Below are 18,602 nucleotides of genomic sequence, written 5' to 3' on the forward strand. Positions count from 1 at the left end.
TCTTTACCTGGTTATTGCAGTGTGCTTTAACCAGGACATCGGCGGGGAGAAAATCGAATTATCTTTTATAGATTTCAGCCACAGTTTTGGATAAACGTTGAGCAGAATAATTCAGCCAACGAGATTGAGCGATATATTGTATCCCTTCATTCAAGTTAAAGCGTCCAGTCGCAATTCTTGCTTTTATACTGTCAACCCCAAAAACAATTTCACAATCAGCAGGAGCATTTGCGCAAGCCGCTTCTACGATATCGAAGTTAATACGAATCGAATTATCAGGGGGAATAGCGCAACTGGAGGTCATTTCACAGGAATAGGAACCTATTGTCACAAATCCCAGATCATCGGAAGTATTAACAACGGTCAAATCTTGAGAAGCAAAGGCATTCAGGCTGCCTAAAGAGAATAAACTTGCCAAAAGTATCATGTTTTTTTTTCTCACAATACAACTCCTTTTTGTTTTAATGTATGGTTATTGAGTTCAAAATATTATTTTTTTAGTACATAACTCCCCGGGGCATCGATTATAGGTGTGAAATGCAAGTGATTAATATCAGGGGAATTAATGAGTCTTCCTGAATGCAATTTAAGCCAACTTAACCATTCTGGCCACCATGAACCTGAGTGTTCTTTGGATTTTTCAAACCATTCCTCAGCAGATAAATCCATGCTGTTATTGGTTCTGTAACCATATTTTTGCATGGTTGGTGGATTGATAATTCCTGCGATATGTCCAGATCCACCTAAAACGAAGCGTTTTGGCCCCTTCATTAATTCAAATCCTTTATAAGTTGTTTTCCAGGGGGCGATATGATCTTTTTGAGTGGATAGAAAGAAAGTGGGTGTGTCGATATTGGTCACGTCAATGGGGGTATGATTAAGACGAATTTTTCCAGGTTTGATCAAATTATTATGCAAATACATCCAGCGTAGATATTGAGAATGCATGGTTGCGGGCATATTAGTGGAATCGGCATTCCAATAAAGTATGTCAAAAGGAACCGGGTTTTTACCACGCAAGTAATTTTTGATGAAAAATGACCATATTAAGTCATTTGCCCTTAGGGAATTAAAGCTGGATGCCATAAATTTTCCAGCCAGATAACCCTTGGATTTCATTTCTTCCTCAAGTTTATTAATCTGCTGCTCGTCAATAAAAACAGCAATGTCTCCAGGATCACTAAAATCAATCATTGCAGCTAAAAAGGTTGCACTTCGAATGGAAAGATCCTCATTTGCCTTGTTGTAAGCTAAAAGAGTAGCTAGCAGTGTCCCACCTATACAAAATCCCAGTGTATTGACTTGTTTGACACGCAATTGTTTTCGGATTACTGAAATGGCTTCTCTGGGGCCCTCATTTAAATAATCATAGAAACTTTTATTGGCATACGCTTCATTAGGGTTAACCCAGGAAATAATAAAAACAGTAATGCCTTGTTCAACCAACCAGCGTATTAATGAATTATGCGGGCTTAAGTCTAAAATGTAGTATTTATTAATCCAGGGAGGAATGATAAGCAATGGTACGGATTTTACTTTCGCTGTTCGGGGGCAATATTGAATTAACTCCATCATGGAATTGCGAAATATCACTTTACCAGGTGTTGTAGCCAGGTTCTCACCGATTTTAAATGCTTCCGTATCCGTCATCTTAATAATTAATCTGGAAGATCCTGCTTCTACATCCGAAAGTAAATTATGCAATCCACGTAATAGGTTTTTACCATGGCTTTGTAATGTTTCTGCCATGAGCTGAGGATTCGTGTGGATAAAGTTAGCTGGAGATAGAGCATCAAGGTACTGCCTGGTAAAAAAACGTATGCGTTTGGCAAGATTTTCATCACCGTATTCCATATTCTCCAGTAATGAATTGATATGTTCATTGGCCAAAAGATAATGTTGGCTTAGTAAGTTAAAAAATGGATTGTTTATCCAATCTTCTCCATTAAAACGTTGATCGTTAATCGGAAGGGGTTTTCCTTCAAGCCAATAATTAAATTGTGCCTGAGCCAGGCTCAAGGCGTCTTCCAGGTAATTTAATTGCATTTGCCATACTTTTTCAGGATTTTTCAGAATGACAGCAATCAAGTTTTGGAAATGCTCCGTCAGATCAATGTATTGACTGATCAGCGATGAAAGCGGGATTGGTTTTTCTTTGAAGTCCGACATAATCTGCAGGCTTTTTTTAGCTACAGCCTGCATCAGTTCGCTTAGTTCAGTATCGTGAGTCATCCTGGCTCCTGAAAGCAAATAATCGAATCGCTTATTTTTATGGGTTTGTTTGTGTTTATCAAGAGTATTCTATATTAAATCCATAACGCATTATACACGGATGATGTGTTTATAAGACTATTCTACTTGTCACTAACTTATTGTAAAAAATATTAAAACGCTTGAAATCGTCAAGATAGAATAGAAGATTTTATTTGCTTCTTTCCTTGTCAATAAGGTAAAATCTTACTTTTATTGAATATAGAACTAAATTAGTACTATATTTATAATAAGGTAATAGAATTTTGCTTTCGATGATGGTATCAGAAAAACTCATTGAGATGATCAGGTGATATTGACTCACTAAGCAATTGTCAAATCCTTGTTCTTAATGAAGATATTCTTTTGCTCTATCTGAAAATAAGACTTATTTGGTACTAGATTATTCGTGTGGGGGGTGTTATGCTGCGCGTCAGTAAGTTAGCCGATTATGGAACAGTTGTAATGGTTTATCTAGCCAAGCATCCGCAGGAATTGTGCAACGCGCGAGATATCGCTTTACATACGCATTTAACGGTACCAACTGTTAGTAAGATTCTAAAACGTCTGACTAGTGCAGGGTTGTTAACTTCAGTTCGTGGTGTGTCGGGCGGATATAGACTGCAAAGACCGGCGGCTGAAATATCTGTGTCTCAAATCATATTTGCTTTGGAAGAGCACAGAGGTTTCACAGAATGTAGTATGCAACCTAATGATTGTTTTTTACAGGGAGTATGTACCATTCAGGGAAATTGGCGCTTAATAAGCCATGCGATAGAAACTGCTCTTGATAGTGTCAGTTTGGAAGCATTGGCAAAACCAACTCTTCCAACAAGGGATGTTGAGCGAGTTCGGCAATTAGCAAGTGGAGTAAATCGTGGCTAAAAGCAGTGAGCAACTAAATTCTCTGCTCGATAGAGAATATCAACATGGTTTTGTAACTGACATAGAAGTTGAAACTTTTCCTCCTGGATTGGATGAGGATGTCATTCGTCGTTTGTCTGCAATTAAAGGTGAACCTGAGTTTTTGCTTGAGTGGCGGTTGAAAGCATTTCGGCACTGGCTCACTATGCCTCACCCTGAATGGTCAAGCGTGCACTATGCTCCAATTGATTATCAGTCAATTTCCTATTACTCAGCACCTAAAAGTAAAAAGGATGCTCCTAAAAGTCTCGATGAGGTTGATCCTGAATTGTTAAAAACCTATGAGAAATTAGGTATCCCTTTAAGAGAACAGGAAATGCTGGCAGGCGTTGCTGTTGATGCCGTGTTTGATAGTGTTTCCGTTGCGACTACCTTTAAAGCGAAATTAGCTGAAAAAGGAGTGATTTTTTGTCCATTATCGGAAGCGGTACATCAATATCCTGATTTGGTCAAAAAATATCTGGGCTCAGTTGTCCCTTACAGGGATAATTTTTATGCCGCTTTGAATTCTGCTGTGTTTAGTGACGGATCATTTGTTTATGTCCCTAAAGGGGTGAGATGTCCCATGGAGCTATCTACCTATTTCAGGATCAATGCTGCTTCAACTGGACAATTTGAGAGGACACTTATTATTGCTGATGTTGACAGCTATGTGTCCTACCTGGAAGGGTGCACTGCTCCGATGCGAGATGAAAATCAATTGCATGCTGCAGTCGTCGAATTGATCGCGTTAGATGGGGCTCAAATAAAATATTCAACGGTACAAAACTGGTATCCTGGGGATAAAGAAGGTAAAGGGGGGATATACAATTTTGTGACCAAGCGTGGAGCTTGTCGGGGTAAGAAATCGAAAATTTCCTGGACACAAATTGAAACAGGTTCAGCCATTACCTGGAAATATCCCAGTGTGATTTTGCAAGGTGATGATTCTGTTGGAGAATTTTATTCTGTTGCCTTAACCAATAATTTTCAACAAGCTGATACAGGCACCAAAATGATTCATTTAGGGAAAAATACGCGCTCAACAATTATTTCGAAAGGGATAAGCGCCGGCCGTGCCCATAATGCTTATCGTGGATTGGTGCGTATCGCGCCAACAGCTACAAACGCACGTAATTATACTCAGTGCGATTCCATGTTAATGGGTAGTCAGTGTTCAGCGCATACCTTTCCTTATATAGAAGTCAAAAACCCAACGGCACAAGTAGAGCATGAAGCAACTACTTCAAAAATTAGTGAAGAGCAATTGTTTTATTGCCAGCAACGCGGTATCGATACAGAAGACGCGGTTTCCATGATCGTGAACGGATTTTGTAAGCAAGTTTTAAAAGAATTACCTATGGAATTTGCCGTGGAAGCAACGAAATTATTAGGTATAAGCTTAGAAGGGGCAGTAGGTTAATATGTTAAAAATTAAAGAACTCAATGTTGCTGTCAATGGGCAGTCTATTTTAAAAGGTATTAATCTTGAGGTTAAACCAGGAGAGGTTCATGCGATTATGGGACCTAATGGTTCTGGGAAAAGTACTCTCTCCAAGGTATTGGCCGGGCATCCTTCTTATGAAATAACTCGTGGTGAAATATCCTATTTGGGACAAAATTTGTTGCCCATGTCCCCGGAGGAGAGAGCACGGGCCGGTATTTTTATGTCTTTTCAATATCCGGTAGAAATTCCTGGTGTAACCAATATCAACTTCCTTAAGGCCTCAGTGAATGCGGTTCGCAAAGGGCAAGGGAGAAATACCCTTGATGCCATAGAATTTTTAAGTTTTATTCGAGAAAAATGCCAGCTTCTGGATATGGACGAAAGCTTTTTATACCGAAGTATTAATGAAGGATTTTCAGGCGGGGAAAAGAAACGTAATGAAATATTACAAATGGCCGCTTTGGAACCCAAGCTAGCCATTCTTGATGAAACCGATTCTGGCTTGGATATCGACGCATTACGAATTATTTCTCAAGGGGTTAATGCGATGCGTTCTCCTGAGCGCTCTATTATTTTAGTGACCCATTATCAGCGTTTACTGGATTATATTGAGCCTGATTTTATTCATGTATTGGCAAGTGGCCGTATTATTACATCAGGAGATAAATCTTTGGCGCTGGAACTGGAGAAAAAAGGTTATAGCTGGCTTGAAGAAGTGGAGCAGTTATGAGTGATATTTTGGATTATTATCAACAGCAAGCTCAATCAGGTGTATCGCAAATACCTTGGCTTGCGCAGTTGCAGTCTAAAGCATTAACTGATTTGAAGCGTCGTGGTTTTCCCAGTCGGTATGACGAGGAATGGAAGTATACTCTCGTTGACCCACTATTAAAGCAGTATTTTGTACAACCTGCTTCTACAGTAAAACCTGTTCTTAAAACTGTCTTTGACGATTCACCAGTCAAAAACCAGTTTTTAATACAAAATGGATTCATTTCCCAAGAGAATGAGTGGATTAACGCTCTGCCTGAGGGCGTGTTAATTCTGCCTTTATCTCTTGCTTTAATACATTATGCTGATTTGATTAAGCCCCACCTTGGAAAGATTTTAGAGCAGGAACATGGCTTTCATTATTTAAATACAGCGATGATCCAATGTGGAGTCTTTATTTATATTCCTGCGGGAATTTGCCTGGAACAACCCATCGTTTTAAAGCATAGGCAAGATCAAATGAACCAGGCTGTGCATTTAAGACATTTGATTCTTATGGAAAAAGAATCTCAGGCTACTCTTATTGAAGAATATCATGGCGAAGAAAACATTTGCTATTTCACTAACAGTATTACGGAAGTGTTTCTGGGAGCAGATGCGAAACTTAATCATTATAAAATTCAAAGAGAAAGTAAATCAGCTTACCATTTAGGCCATTTATCGGTTAAGCAATCCGCATCCAGTCAATTTTCCAGCCACTCTTTAAGTTTGGGAGGGAAGTTAGTACGTAGTGATATAAGCGTATCTATGCACGAAGAACATGCTCAATGCCTTATGAATGGAATTTACGCGCCAGGAGATGGGCAACATGTCGATCATCATACTGTGGTGCATCATTTGGTGCCTAATTGTCGAAGCGAGCAAGATTACAAAGGGATTTTAAAGGGGCATTCCAGAGCGGTATTTAATGGCAAGGTTATTGTAGCCAAAAATGCGCAACATACCGATGCCAAACAACAAAATAAAAATTTGCTTCTCTCCGCAAACGCAGAAATTGATACTAAACCGCAACTAGAGATTTTCGCTGATGATGTTTTATGTTCGCATGGCGCTACGGTTGGGCAACTCGATGAAGAAGCAATATTTTATTTGGCAACACGTGGTATTAGCAGAGACGAGGCTTCTCATTATTTAATCCAGGCGTTTGCCAATGATAATTTGCGCCTTATTCCAAATCGTGATTTGGCTGATTGGATGGGTCATTTATTAACTCAACAGTTGGGGTACGCAAATGAGTACTAATCTGTCATTAATGACATCTTTTGATGTCAACAAAATCAGGAAAGATTTTCCTATTTTGCACCAAAAAATCAATGAGTATGATTTGGTGTATTTTGATAACGCAGCGACGACTCAAAAACCCAAGACTGTGATTGATGCTATTGCTCAATTTTATGAGAATGATAATTCAAACGTACATCGTGGAGTTCATGCCTTGAGTGTCAGGGCTACGGAAATGTATGAGGCAGCCAGAGCGAAAGTAAAACGATTTATTAATGCCAGAACACCGAGAGAATGTATCTTTGTACGCGGTACAACGGAAGCCATTAACTTAGTGGCCCAGAGCCTTGTAGCCCCTCGTATATTACCCGATGAAGAAATTTTGATAACGCATATGGAACATCATTCCAATATAGTGCCCTGGCAAATGGTCTGTAAGAAAATGGGTTGCAAACTGCAAGTTGCCCCTATTTCTTTAAATGGCGAGGTAATACTTGAAGAATTTGAAAGAAAGTTAAATGAAAATACTAAAATGGTTGCAATTAATTACGCCTCCAATTCTTTAGGGACCATTAATCCTGTAAAAACAATGATTAAAATGGCACATGAAGTAGGGGCTAAAGTGTTGCTCGATGGGGCACAGGCAACGGCTCACTTGATTGTGGACGTTCAAGATTTGGATTGTGATTTTTATGCTTTTTCCGGACATAAAATGTATGGTCCCACAGGGATAGGTGTTTTATGGGGAAAAGAAGAATTATTAAATAGCATGACCCCTTATCAAGGCGGGGGTGAAATGATCAACTCCGTAAGTTTTGACGCAACAGAATACGCGGCCATCCCCCAAAAATTTGAAGCAGGCACTCCGAATATTGCAGGGGCAATTGGTTTGGCTGCTGCAATTGATTATATTTGGTCATTGGATTTGGATGCGATAGCCGAATATGAAGCACAATTATTAAACTATGCTACCAAGGCCATTGAATCAGTAAAAGGGTACAATATTATTGGAACGGCTGCCAACAAAGTACCCATTATCTCTTTTGTCCATGGAAAAATTCATGCCCATGATATTGGGACCATTCTGGATAGTGAAGGTATAGCGATACGCAGCGGACATCACTGTACTATGCCTTTGATGGATTTCTACGATGTTGCTGCGACTTCTCGTATTTCTATGTCCTTTTATAATACGTTTAAAGAAATTGATTATTGTATGGAAGCCTTACAACGAGTGAAAGAGGTATTTGCATGAGTATGGAGTTGCGGGAACTTTACCAGGAAATCATTATCGATCACAATCGTAATCCTCGTAACCATCATGCGATGGAGGATGCGACCACCGAAGCGAAAGGGTTTAATCCTTTATGCGGAGATAAACTAACGGTTTACCTCAAATTACAGGGTGATTTGATTAGTGATCTAAGTTTTGTAGGATGTGGCTGTGCTATCTCCCAAGCTTCTGCATCGTTAATGACTGATGCGTTAAAGGGCAAATCAATCAAAGATGCTCATGAGCTATTTCATCGTGTTCATCGAATGCTGACACAAGATGAAGAAGATTATTTGGTTTCCATGGATAAATTAACAGTTCTTGCTGGGGTTAAAGCATTCCCTGCCCGTGTTAAATGCGCTACTTTGGCTTGGCATACTTTGGAAGCGGCTTTAAATAAAGAAACAGAAGTGGTGAAGACAGAATAATTTTATGGCGATACGGTCGGCTCATGAAAGAATTTGTCTGTCTACCGCAGAATAGACCAGAGGCAACTCATGTTTGGTTTTAAGAAAAAACAGAGTAACGAATCAATAAAGGAAAGCGTTATCACAGCGTTGAGAGGAGTTTATGATCCCGAAATTCCTGTCAATATTTATGATCTGGGCTTGATTTATGATATTGCCGTTAATGACGAAGGCCATGTTCATATTCAGATGACGCTAACGACCCCGGGCTGCCCTGTGGCGCAAACCTTTCCAGGTACGGTGGAGCAGGCAGTCAATCAGGTTGAAGGAGTCAGCGATTGCACCGTTGAGCTCGTGTGGGAACCACCCTGGTCCCAAGACCGCATGACAGAGGCTGCTCGCCTGGAATTGGGAATCTTTTATTGATCATGTCTGATAACTCCTGGCTGCCTTCTGCTTCCATTCAATTATTACGTGCGCGAGCGGGGTTAATAGGTCAAATCCGTCAATTCTTTAATGAACGCCACTATCTGGAAGTGGAAACTCCTGTGATGGCGCGTCATGGGGTTACTGATATTTACCTGAGCAATATCAAAGCGATTTTCAGAGGTGAAACATACTATTTACAAACTTCCCCTGAATACCATATGAAACGGCTGTTAGCCGCAGGCAGTGGGCCTATTTTTCAATTGGCGCGAGTTTTTCGCGATGACGAGCTGGGGCGTTGGCATAATCCTGAATTTACTTTACTTGAATGGTATCAATTAAACATCGATCATCATGTTTTGATGGATGAAGTGGATTTATTGTTGCAAATTATTCTTAAATCTCAGCCCATGACCAGAAAAACCTATCAACAGGTTTTTGAAGAGGCTTGCGGCATTGATCCTTTTTCAACCTCAATAGAGCAATTAAACAAGATATTAGTACAGCATGATTTGGATGGAGTCTTATTTCCTCAAGAACAAGACAGGGATCAATATCTGTTTTTATTAATGAGTCATGTTGTGGAGCCTTTTTTGGCACAAGAGTCAAGCCCTGTTGCTGTGTATCACTTCCCTGCCTCCCAGGCTGCCCTGGCACAAGTCAACGAGAGTGTGGCTGAGCGCTTTGAAGTGTACTATCAGGGGGTTGAATTAGCTAATGGTTTTCATGAATTGACCGATGTTGAAGCGCAAAAAAAACGTTTTATGCTGGATCAGCAACACAGAAAGCAAAAAGGACTGACAGCAATGGAAGCCGATGCCTATCTTTTGGAAGCTCTGGATCATGGGTTACCACCGTGCAGCGGGGTTGCTCTAGGGGTTGATCGATTGTTGGCGCTTGCCTTAAAGCAGTCAAGCATAGAGAAAGTTCTCTCATTTGATTTTTCAAGAGCTTAAGCCAGAGACAATTAAGTATTAGTTCATCATTTTGGTTTTTTCACCCTAATGACTAAGTCTTAGGGGTGTTTATACTGGATAAAAAAAAGTGACTTCATGTTTGTTATAAAATAGATTGATCACTTTGGAATTAGGTATGGACTGAAAAGGTTTGATTGCCTTTAAGTCCGTTTTTCCTTGTAGTTTGATGGTAAAAATCAAATGTTTTGCTTTTTTTGATGCTATCCATTTTTTGATGAGGTTATAGGCTCTGTCAGGATAGCAGGCAACATCGGAAAGTACCCAGTCATAAGGTTCTTTGAGTTGTTCGGGCTCCAGGGCAAAGGCACTTTGCTTTAAAAATGTAACGCCAGGTAGGGTCATGATTTTCACATCCAGTTCCGCTTTATCGACGGAAGTGATTTGGGTTCCAAGAGATTGCATCACGTAAGTCCAACCTCCAGGGGATGCTCCCAAATCTAAAACTGTTTCACCGGGCTTGGGGTATTTATTTAACAGAAACAAGGCTTCCCATAATTTTAAATAAGCCCTGTTTGGAGGATTGACTTTGTCTTCGATAAAATAACATTGTCCATCCGGCCATTTTTTTAGTCGTTTGGCACTAAAGAGTAGTGTATTTCTATCAAGAAGACTAAATACACCTATGGGTGGAATGTCATGGGCAACCGGAAAGTGGGACATGAGTGATGTGCACTTGCGAAGTTGTTCCTCAATCAATCGCGATCGGCGAATTTCAGCAATAGGGTGCAAATACCAGAATTTTCCTGCTTGCCTCAATATTTTTGCTGCTTCTGAAATGGATTGAAATGGTATTATCTGAGGCTCAAGCCATACATCCAGTGCAAAACAAACATCAAGCTTCTGATGAGGAGAAAAAATCAGAGAGCCTATCCTGGTAGACACTTCACCTAATTCCTCAGAAAGTGCTTCTATAAATTCCGGTTTTGTCACATAGACAGTAGAGAAATGATTGGGCAGTTCCATGATAAATAGTGCTCACAGGTTAATAGCGACAAAGTCAAATGGGGTAATTTAGGCGATTTTTTATTCTTTTTCTATATTTTTGTCTGTATTGGCGTTTTACCCAGCCTCTTGCATAAGCAGCCTTTTCCATTTTACTGTCGCGATGTAAACGTTTCAGCAAAGCTCATTTACAACATGTAAACTTAGCTCCCAAAACATTCGCGCCTTGCCCTAAAGCAAAACAATCAGCTTATGCATGAGGTGTATTATTTACTATCATCCATCAGGGTTATTTCAATGCGCTCAATGGATTTGCCAGGATGCGAGCGTTTGAGACGAATAAAGCCCACTTCCGAAGTGGAATGAACGTGTGTTCCCCCGCAAGGTACTTCGGCAAAACCGTCTATTTTCCAAAACCGCCGTTGAGTTCTCACATCATGGTATCCTTTATGGATAACCAGATCTTGTCTAATGATTGCATTATATTCATCAAGCAGCTGGTCAAAAATAGAAGCGATATTAAAATTTGCTTTAAAATCTATTCGAGCTTTGAACTCCGAGATGTGGGCTCCAACTTTTTCAAGCATACTGGTTCTGGTGACAAGCTCCAGAACCAGTTCTGCCGCAAAATGAAGACGCATCAGCCGGTACCTTCGAGGCCAATCTATAGTCATAGTGATTGCATCATTGGGTGCAAGATTATGGCCATCGGGCAAGGTGTAATAAATAAGATTTCCATCTATTCGTGAACTGAGTACTTCAAAGCCATTGATGAACGTTCTATCGCTTTCCTGTCCTCCTGAAAATGAATACGCGATGGTTTTTTCTAATAGAATCTCGTTGTCATTAATTGAGATTACTTTTGTACCGAGTGTATACTGATAGGGGTTTGACCAAAAAATTTTTTCCATAGTTAAACTCCAGTCAATGAAGTCTTTTGCATAAACCCTGGAGTCGCATAAGCTCTTGTTTTGATATGAATCAATACAATAAGCAAACTGCCACATAAGGCACAGAATGGAATGAGTGACAAAGCCCATTGATACGAGTTGATTTCATATAATTTAAGTCCATTAGCGCTCATTTGTCCGCTCCAACTGCTATCCATTAATTTACCAATCAAAGTATGAAAAAAAGACCCTCCTAACATATTGATGCAGTTCAAGAAGGCGATGGTGACGCCTAAATACTCATAGGGAACCAAGGTAGAACCTGCGGCAAATACAATAACCTGATAGCAACACAACAGCCCAATTGCAAAGAAGAGCGTTCCCAGTTGCCACCAGTGAGGGATCGAGGAGTAAAGAAGTATCAGGAATAGAAATGCCAAACCAGCACCACAGGCTGCAATTACAAAGTAGTTACCAATTTTTTGACTGAGGAAGGCGAGCAATGGACCACCAAATATCATCCCTATAAAAATAAACGAGATGAGAAAGGCTGCGTCAGCTTTATTCAATCCATATTTGGCGATAAGATAAGGCACGCCCCATACGTCTGCGAATCCTTCCAAGGCTCCAACCATTAATAAATTAGCAAGAGCAAGGGCCCAGATGACCCATGAAGAAAATAAAAAGGAACATTGAGATAAATTTATTGTTTTTCTTTCTACTTGGGCACTATTTTGGGGGGAGCGCAAGATCAAAAGAGCACAGAATCCTAAGGTGATGGAGAAAATTGCCAAAGCAAGGCCAACCTGTTGTCCATTAAAACTCTGTATCAGGTGGGCAAGTGGTTTCCCTCCATAGATTGCTCCCAATAAGCCCACACTAAAGGAAAGCCCGATCATTTTGGAATACTGTGAATGGCTGAACCATTCTGATACCACTTTGGAGACGCCCAGGAAGCCAGCTGCAGAGCCTATGCCTATCAAAAACCTGCCTAAAAGGGCCCAGTAAAAATTATTGGTACCTATGAAAAGTAAAGTTCCAATGCCACATAATAGTGCAAAGGCAAATACAATGAAGCGAGCCCCAAATTTATCCAGCAGCAAGGCTACCGGGATTTGCATTCCAGCATATCCATAATAATAGAATGCGGCTATAAGACCAAAGCTTGCGGCATCAATTGAAAATTGCGCCATAATGTCTTGCATGGTTAACCCAGGCCAAAGACGTAATAAGAACTGAAAAGTAAAAAAAGATAATGGCAATGCCCACATCACCAACGAGACGTAAATATTCCTTGGTTTGAAACAGTTTTGATTCATGATGCCCTCCAGTTGAAACCAGTTAGTGCTAACTCTTTGGAAGCCTCCCTAGAGAGGCAGAGAATTAGCAATAGCTGACCGCTCTAGGGTAAAGAGGGCAAGATAATAATAATGATTGAAAGATTATCGGTAGACACAGAATCACCGCACAGCAAAACATTGGCATAAGAATTTGCAAAAAATTCATGGTATGTTTTATTGACTGGATGATTCATAATCTTTTCAGGTTGAGTTAATTTCATCTCTTGATGAATTAAATTAACAAATTGTGTTTCCATTTGTCAATAGGAGCGCTGCTGTTTTCAGGTATTGGATGTCATTTTAAACTCGCCAGGACTGAGGTATTCTATTAACATAAAGGATTCAATCACATTTTTTAGTGAAGGTACGACCGAATAGGAAACAGGACTTACGAAAAATCCCAAGGTTAAGGCAAAAAATATTTCTAATGAGGGAGTTTAGATAAACTAAATGACCAAATTATAAATATTTTTTAACGAAGAGATTGGGATTTTTCGTAAGTCCTATGAAATTAAATCATAAAATGGAATATTTTTAATGTATAACATCCTGTTAATTTTTATTGCATTCCTGTTGGTGCTTCTCAATGCCTTTTTTGTATCGGCCGAATTTGGGATGGTTAAACTCAGAACCACGCGAATTCAATCCATTAAAGAAAGTTACGGATTAAGAGGCCGTATTCTTGAGCAAGTTCATCAAAATCTGGATGCGTATTTATCAGCCTGTCAGTTGGGCATTACTCTTGCCTCATTAGGATTGGGTTGGATTGGAGAGCCTGCCTTTGCGGAGTTATTGGAGCCATTATTTATTGCTTTGGGCATTTCATCGGTTCATATCGTTACTATATCCTCTTTTTTTATTGCATTTTTTCTTATCTCTTTTCTTCATATTGTAATCGGTGAGCTCATGCCCAAATCCATTGCGATTCGGCAATCTGAATTGATTTCAATATGGACGGCAGTTCCTTTGTATTGGTTTTATTGGATAATGTATCCCGCCATTTGGTTGTTAAATAACTGTTCCAATTTTTTTCTCAAACTGTCTGGCATGGATGTAAAAAACGAATATGAAGGTTTTTATTCCAGTGAAGAGCTTAAATTAATTTTAAGTGGGCAGCATCTTCAATCGGAATTAAAGGAAGACGAACGTGAAATCCTGGAGCATACTCTCGATTTGGCCGAGTTAAATGTCACTGAGGTGATGCGTCCTGAAGATGAAATGATCATAATAGATATCAATGATCCATTCGAAACGATTAAAAATAAAATTTTAAAATATCGTTACAGTCGTTATCCTGTGTATGATTCCAAGGCTAAGGAAATGATTGGTGTAATCCATGTTAAGGATTTATTTGCCGATCTATTGCTCCAGAAAGACATTAATACCTTAAAACCTTATGTACGACCAGTACTTAAAGTCAGTCATAAATTACCCGCTATGGATTTGCTTCGTAAGTTCCGGGCCGGTATGCCTCATTTTGCTTTGGTATATAAACACAAATCGAGTTTACTTGGATTTGTAACTTTGGATAATTTGCTCCATGTACTGATTGGACGGATTAAAGACGAGTTTCATAAAACCCATGAAGATTGGGTAAAAAATGCGGACGGGACTATAACGACAAAAGGAGATTGCTCCCTTTATTCTTTAGAGCGGGCTCTTGATTGCGATATTACTTTATCGCCGGATGAAGAAGAACTGAATACACTATATGGACTTATCATTACGCGCCGAGGAAAATTACCAACCGAAGGTGAAATGATTCAATTTGTTGAATTTGATGCCTTGATTGAAAAAATACAAGATTCTTTTATAACCAAAATTAAAGTTTTCCCCAAGATCAAAAACCAGGAATAATATTTGCTCCGTGGTATAAAAGGTCAACTGGCAGCCTTTTATACCGAGCTCATTTAATCCAAAGTTGACATATCGATAACAAATCGATATTTCACATCTCCTTTTAGCAGTCTTTCATAGGCAGAATTTACTTCATGCATTTTTATTAATTCTATGTCTGCGGTGATCCCATGTGTCGCGCAAAAATCCAAAACTTCTTGTGTCTCTTTAATTCCACCAATCAATGAGCCGTTAATGCTCAGTCTTTTTAAAATAACAGGAAACATGGGAACTTCAAGCGGATCCGGCGGGAGTCCAACCTGGGTTAGTTTCCCATCTACTTTAAGAAGGTTTAAATATTGACCAAGATCATGTTTGGCTGAAACAGTATCAAGAATAAAATCGTATTGATTGACAAGTGCTTGCATGGCACTGCTGTCGGTAGACAAGACAACATTATTGGCGCCCAAATCCTTTGCTGCGTTTATTTTATTTTCCGAAGTTGTAAAAACTGTCACAAAAGCTCCCATGGCACGGGCTAATTTAACAGCCATATGACCTAGTCCTCCCAAACCGACGATGCCTACTTTACTCATTTTACCTACTTTAGCCCTTTTCAAGGGGGAGTATGTTGTTATTCCCGCACAGAGTAATGGCGCCGCAGCAGCCGGGTCGAGAGATTCATCAATTTTTAATACAAAATCGTCTTTAACGACAACATATTTGGAATAACCACCGTAGGTTACACCACCTAGATGATTGTCTTGACTATTATAGGTAAAAGTCGCCCCGGATTTACAATATTGTTCTTCATTCTGATGGCAATAGGAGCATTGACGGCAGGAATCAACCATGCAGCCAACGCCCACCAGATCTCCTGCTTTGAACCGGTGGACTTGATGTCCTACTTCCTTGACTCGCCCAATGATTTCATGTCCCGGGACCATAGGATAAAATGCTCCTCCCCAGTCATCATTGACTTGATGCAAGTCTGAATGGCAGATACCACAAAATAAAATATCTATTGCTACGTCCTTTATGCCAACAGGACGGCGTTCAAAAGTGAAAGGCTTTAAAGGAGCTCTCGCCTTGTAGGCAGCGTACCCAATAGTTTCCGACATTTTTGTCCTTAAAAAAATTATAATCTCTCCTCCTAATAATAGGCGAAGTCCCAAAAGCATTAGTTGATTGGTTTTTAATTTATCTGCAAAATTGTTCTAACCAACATTGTCCATAAGGATCACAAACTTCCATTTCTTCACAGGACGGCACATAATACCTTTGAACGGGTACGTTGATCACAACATTTGGTACAATCACATTGGGAACGATAATGTTTCTTCCTCCATTATAGTAATAAGTTCTATCGTAGTAGCCATATCCCCATGGATTATACACTCTGATATCATCTCCGTAATAGTGAACATTTCCTCGAGGAACACCGATAGTGATTCCTGGCCCATACCAGGCATGATTGGTGGTGTTGGCAAACAGTCCTAAAACTAATAAAAATATCTTGACTATATTATTCTTGTTCTTGTGCATTTTTCTATCTCACCAGGGACTGAAATGAAAGTTATTATCATAATGAAATTGTTGAGTTTTGCCAAATGAATTGATTTTTTTTTAACACGTGAGGTCGAAATTTCTTCAATGCTTGTTTTGATTAATAATTGCACATTATATTCTATAATTTTATATATATAATATAGTAGTAGAAGACTGGAAATAAAATGCACAAGTTAATTGAACTGGAAGGCATAGGCCCAAAATACGCTGAAATGTTAAAGCGAGTGGGGATTGAAAGTCAGGACGATTTGTTACGTGTTTGCAGTAGTCGCAGAGGACGTTTTAGGGTAGCTGAGCAAACAGGAATCAGTCATAAATTGATTTTAAAATGGACCAACCAAGCTGATCTTGCGCGCGTGAATGGCATTAATGAAGAATATGCCGAACTTCTGGAGCAGGCTGGTATTGACTCCATTCCTGAGTTAGCACATTGTAACCCTGAACAACTTTATAGCTCATTGAAAGAGAAAAATGAAAAATGTCATTTGGCGCTACACATACCTGGATTATCTCAAGTAGTCACCTGGGTTGAACAAGCAAAAAAATTACCAAGAGCAGTTTATCATTAAAGCCAATTCATATAGGATAAACTGGATAAGCCTTGTTATTTTTTAAGTTTTTTTGCCATGATTTGATCAAATAATTTTCGTTTTTCTTCAGTCAACTCGGCACGACGAATAGTCATCATTTCTTCAATACTCCCTTGCACACAATCGGGAGTTAAACGATCGGTGATTAACACTCCATTGAGATGATCAATTTCATGTTGCAAAACACGGGCATAAAAGCCATTTTCGATTTGTTGATGAACTGTCCCTTCTTCATCATAGTACTTTAGTTGAATTTCATCGTATCTTGGTACTTTGCCTGCTTTACTGGACACTGAATAACAACCCTCAAAATCACTAATAATACGAGTGTTTGGCAGAGGTTCGTAATTCGGATTGATTAAGATATGCATCGGATAAAGTTTTGCATTATTACGCAAAAGCTGAGCTTCTTCAGGGATATAAACTGCGATAATTTGTTTGGCAGAATTGACCTGTGGTGCTGCCAAACCAACTCCTCCCAATGTATATAATTTTTTTTTCATTGCTTCAATTAATTCTTTATCTTCTTGATTCAAGGGAAATTGAATATTTTCAGCCCGGGTTTTTAGCATGTGATGGTTTTCTTTTTTTTCTATAGTAATAATTTCTAAAGCCATGACTTGTGACATCCCTAATAAAAAGCTTATTAACATAAGAAATTGTTGCGATTTCTTTTTTATTTTCATTAATTTGGTGGGTAGCAAATACACTATTTCTCAGTTTTGGAGTGATAATGCCAATTATGCTTAAAACAGTAAAAAGCACCCGTCAAGACAATACGTTAGCATTTGCTTGCGCTGTGATACTGCTGGTTATTTTAACCCATAATCTAAAATTGTTTCCAGTGTTAGCCACATTGACCTTTGGACTGGTTTCCCGCCATGGGTGAATGGTATTCAATCCTTCACAACCAGGATTTGGCACATTAGGTGATTTGTTATTAGTACTATTGTTTGTATTTATTGCAGCAACCATAGAATGGCAAAGGGTTGTAACAGGTTTCTGGATAGGATTATCAATTATAACGATAAGGTTCATAGCAAAAATTGCAGGGATTAGTTTATTTGCTCATATCAGTGATATTTCATTTAGGAAGGGCGTCTTGACTGGTTTGGCTATGACACCTATCTCTGTTTTCGTCATTTTGATTCTTGAACAGAGTCGATATATTGGTATTAATTTGGTAGATACTTTGGCCCCACTGGCTATGGTTGCCCTAATTTTAGAAATATTGGGTCCAATAATGGTTCAACGCGCTTTAATTAAAGCGAACGAGATCCCTGCAATGAAGGAGTTTTGAAATGCGGGTGTGTGATAGTCCCCTTACGGTTGAGCGGGCAGCTGCTCTAGCTTGTTATATGCAAGCCCTTTGCAGTTATTTATTGGAAAATAAAGAACCTCCTCCTCATGAAGATGATTATCTTGTGTACAATTACAATCGTTTTCAAGCCTGTCGATTTGGTCTGGATGGAACTTTGGTGCATCCCAAAACTTATGAGCAAATTTTGCTTCGAGAAGATATTTTAACGACACTACGTCGATTAAAGCCTTATGCTAATCGCTTAAACAGTACTTTGGCTTTAGACCATATTTATGAAATCACTCACAAAGGCAGTGATGCCAGTTTTTTGAGAGAAAAATATACAGAAAATAGAACTCTTGAAAGTGTTGTCAATGAATCATTAAAGCAATTCAGAGATCCTAAATAATCGACTAGAATTGTAAAAAATCAAATAAGCTATTTTAGGCTACAAAATAGC

The 18,602-nt window shown here is 39.2% G+C and carries 19 protein-coding genes and 2 pseudogenes; 12 read left to right on the top strand and 9 right to left on the bottom strand.

Translation table 11 applies throughout. The features are described from left to right. Window positions 1-58 precede the first annotated feature (58 nt). Both EL201_RS03090 and EL201_RS03095 read right to left on the bottom strand, forming a co-directional pair. Complete coding sequence (locus EL201_RS03090) at window positions 59-442, bottom strand: hypothetical protein (protein ID WP_027223649.1); 384 nt, start codon at window positions 440-442, stop codon at window positions 59-61. Between the two features lie 47 nt (window positions 443-489). Continuing rightward, window positions 490-2,232 (bottom strand): PHA/PHB synthase family protein, encoded by a 1,743-nt coding sequence (locus EL201_RS03095; RefSeq protein WP_027223650.1) that lies wholly within the window; start codon window positions 2,230-2,232, stop codon window positions 490-492. 441 nt (window positions 2,233-2,673) lie between these two features. On the opposite strand from EL201_RS03095, the gene EL201_RS03100 reads away from it, so the two are divergent. The 8 genes from EL201_RS03100 (at window position 2,674) to epmA (ending at window position 9,654) form a co-directional block, all read left to right on the top strand. Further along, window positions 2,674-3,135 carry an SUF system Fe-S cluster assembly regulator gene (locus EL201_RS03100; RefSeq protein WP_011214819.1) on the top strand — a complete coding sequence of 154 codons (462 nt, stop codon included), beginning with the start codon at window positions 2,674-2,676 and terminating at the stop codon, window positions 3,133-3,135. Then, a complete protein-coding gene (gene sufB / locus EL201_RS03105) occupies window positions 3,128-4,576 on the top strand; it encodes a Fe-S cluster assembly protein SufB (protein ID WP_027223651.1) in 1,449 nt (482 codons plus the stop codon). The genes EL201_RS03100 and sufB overlap by 8 nt, the downstream gene beginning before the upstream one ends. Before the next feature lies 1 nt (window position 4,577). Then, a complete protein-coding gene (gene sufC / locus EL201_RS03110) occupies window positions 4,578-5,330 on the top strand; it encodes a Fe-S cluster assembly ATPase SufC (protein WP_027223652.1) in 753 nt (250 codons plus the stop codon). Continuing rightward, complete coding sequence (sufD, locus tag EL201_RS03115) at window positions 5,327-6,613, top strand: Fe-S cluster assembly protein SufD (protein WP_027223653.1); 1,287 nt, start codon at window positions 5,327-5,329, stop codon at window positions 6,611-6,613. Before sufC ends, sufD begins: the two co-directional genes overlap by 4 nt. Beyond that, window positions 6,603-7,847 carry an aminotransferase class V-fold PLP-dependent enzyme gene (locus EL201_RS03120; RefSeq protein WP_027223654.1) on the top strand — a complete coding sequence of 415 codons (1,245 nt, stop codon included), beginning with the start codon at window positions 6,603-6,605 and terminating at the stop codon, window positions 7,845-7,847. The genes sufD and EL201_RS03120 overlap by 11 nt, the downstream gene beginning before the upstream one ends. Next, on the top strand, window positions 7,844-8,293 hold the full coding sequence (sufU, locus tag EL201_RS03125) for a Fe-S cluster assembly sulfur transfer protein SufU (RefSeq protein ID WP_027223655.1): 450 nt from the start codon (window positions 7,844-7,846) through the stop codon (window positions 8,291-8,293). The genes EL201_RS03120 and sufU overlap by 4 nt, the downstream gene beginning before the upstream one ends. 69 nt (window positions 8,294-8,362) lie before the next feature. Continuing rightward, the gene (locus EL201_RS03130; RefSeq protein WP_027223656.1) at window positions 8,363-8,698 is read left to right on the top strand and encodes an SUF system Fe-S cluster assembly protein; all 336 of its coding nucleotides are present in this window, start codon (window positions 8,363-8,365) and stop codon (window positions 8,696-8,698) included. Window positions 8,699-8,700: 2 nt separating this feature from the next. Continuing rightward, window positions 8,701-9,654 (top strand): elongation factor P--(R)-beta-lysine ligase, encoded by a 954-nt coding sequence (gene epmA / locus EL201_RS03135; RefSeq protein WP_027223657.1) that lies wholly within the window; start codon window positions 8,701-8,703, stop codon window positions 9,652-9,654. A 69-nt stretch (window positions 9,655-9,723) separates the two neighbouring features. Here the strand turns inward: epmA and EL201_RS03140 are convergent, their stop codons facing one another. From EL201_RS03140 to EL201_RS03155, 4 genes are all read right to left on the bottom strand, one after another. After that, the gene (locus EL201_RS03140; protein WP_027223658.1) at window positions 9,724-10,638 is read right to left on the bottom strand and encodes an SAM-dependent methyltransferase; all 915 of its coding nucleotides are present in this window, start codon (window positions 10,636-10,638) and stop codon (window positions 9,724-9,726) included. Between the two features lie 245 nt (window positions 10,639-10,883). Continuing rightward, a complete protein-coding gene (locus EL201_RS03145) occupies window positions 10,884-11,528 on the bottom strand; it encodes an alanyl-tRNA editing protein (RefSeq protein ID WP_027223659.1) in 645 nt (214 codons plus the stop codon). A 2-nt stretch (window positions 11,529-11,530) separates the two neighbouring features. Continuing rightward, window positions 11,531-12,826 (bottom strand): MFS transporter, encoded by a 1,296-nt coding sequence (locus EL201_RS03150; protein ID WP_027223660.1) that lies wholly within the window; start codon window positions 12,824-12,826, stop codon window positions 11,531-11,533. An 83-nt stretch (window positions 12,827-12,909) separates the two neighbouring features. Then, window positions 12,910-13,104, bottom strand: a complete 195-nt coding sequence (locus EL201_RS03155) for a hypothetical protein (protein ID WP_027223661.1) — start codon at window positions 13,102-13,104, stop codon at window positions 12,910-12,912. 280 nt (window positions 13,105-13,384) lie between these two features. On the opposite strand from EL201_RS03155, the gene EL201_RS03160 reads away from it, so the two are divergent. Then, a complete protein-coding gene (locus tag EL201_RS03160; RefSeq protein ID WP_027223662.1) occupies window positions 13,385-14,704 on the top strand; it encodes a hemolysin family protein in 1,320 nt (439 codons plus the stop codon). A 53-nt stretch (window positions 14,705-14,757) separates the two neighbouring features. Here the strand turns inward: EL201_RS03160 and EL201_RS03165 are convergent, their stop codons facing one another. Together EL201_RS03165 and EL201_RS03170 are read right to left on the bottom strand one after the other, a co-directional pair. Beyond that, on the bottom strand, window positions 14,758-15,804 hold the full coding sequence (locus tag EL201_RS03165; RefSeq protein ID WP_027223663.1) for an NAD(P)-dependent alcohol dehydrogenase: 1,047 nt from the start codon (window positions 15,802-15,804) through the stop codon (window positions 14,758-14,760). 79 nt (window positions 15,805-15,883) lie between these two features. Then, window positions 15,884-16,228, bottom strand: coding sequence for a hypothetical protein (locus EL201_RS03170; RefSeq protein ID WP_027223664.1), 345 nt, complete (start codon window positions 16,226-16,228; stop codon window positions 15,884-15,886). 188 nt (window positions 16,229-16,416) lie between these two features. On the opposite strand from EL201_RS03170, the gene EL201_RS03175 reads away from it, so the two are divergent. Further along, window positions 16,417-16,821 carry a DUF4332 domain-containing protein gene (locus EL201_RS03175; RefSeq protein WP_027223665.1) on the top strand — a complete coding sequence of 135 codons (405 nt, stop codon included), beginning with the start codon at window positions 16,417-16,419 and terminating at the stop codon, window positions 16,819-16,821. Window positions 16,822-16,856: 35 nt separating this feature from the next. On the opposite strand, the gene def is transcribed toward EL201_RS03175, so the two are convergent. After that, window positions 16,857-17,459: a peptide deformylase gene (gene def, locus EL201_RS03180; RefSeq protein WP_027223666.1), complete on the bottom strand. Its 603-nt coding sequence runs from the start codon at window positions 17,457-17,459 to the stop codon at window positions 16,857-16,859. Window positions 17,460-17,563: 104 nt separating this feature from the next. Here def and EL201_RS03185 point away from each other — a divergent pair. Both EL201_RS03185 and EL201_RS03190 read left to right on the top strand, forming a co-directional pair. Beyond that, a pseudogene (locus EL201_RS03185) lies at window positions 17,564-18,142 on the top strand (cation:proton antiporter); the annotation flags it as partial. Continuing rightward, window positions 18,135-18,551, top strand: a pseudogene (locus tag EL201_RS03190) (glutamate--cysteine ligase family protein); the annotation flags it as partial. The pseudogenes EL201_RS03185 and EL201_RS03190, both read left to right, overlap by 8 nt. Between the last annotated feature and the right edge of the window lie 51 nt (window positions 18,552-18,602).

The organism is Legionella pneumophila subsp. pascullei (genome assembly GCF_900637585.1).
Lineage (GTDB): Bacteria > Pseudomonadota > Gammaproteobacteria > Legionellales > Legionellaceae > Legionella > Legionella pascullei.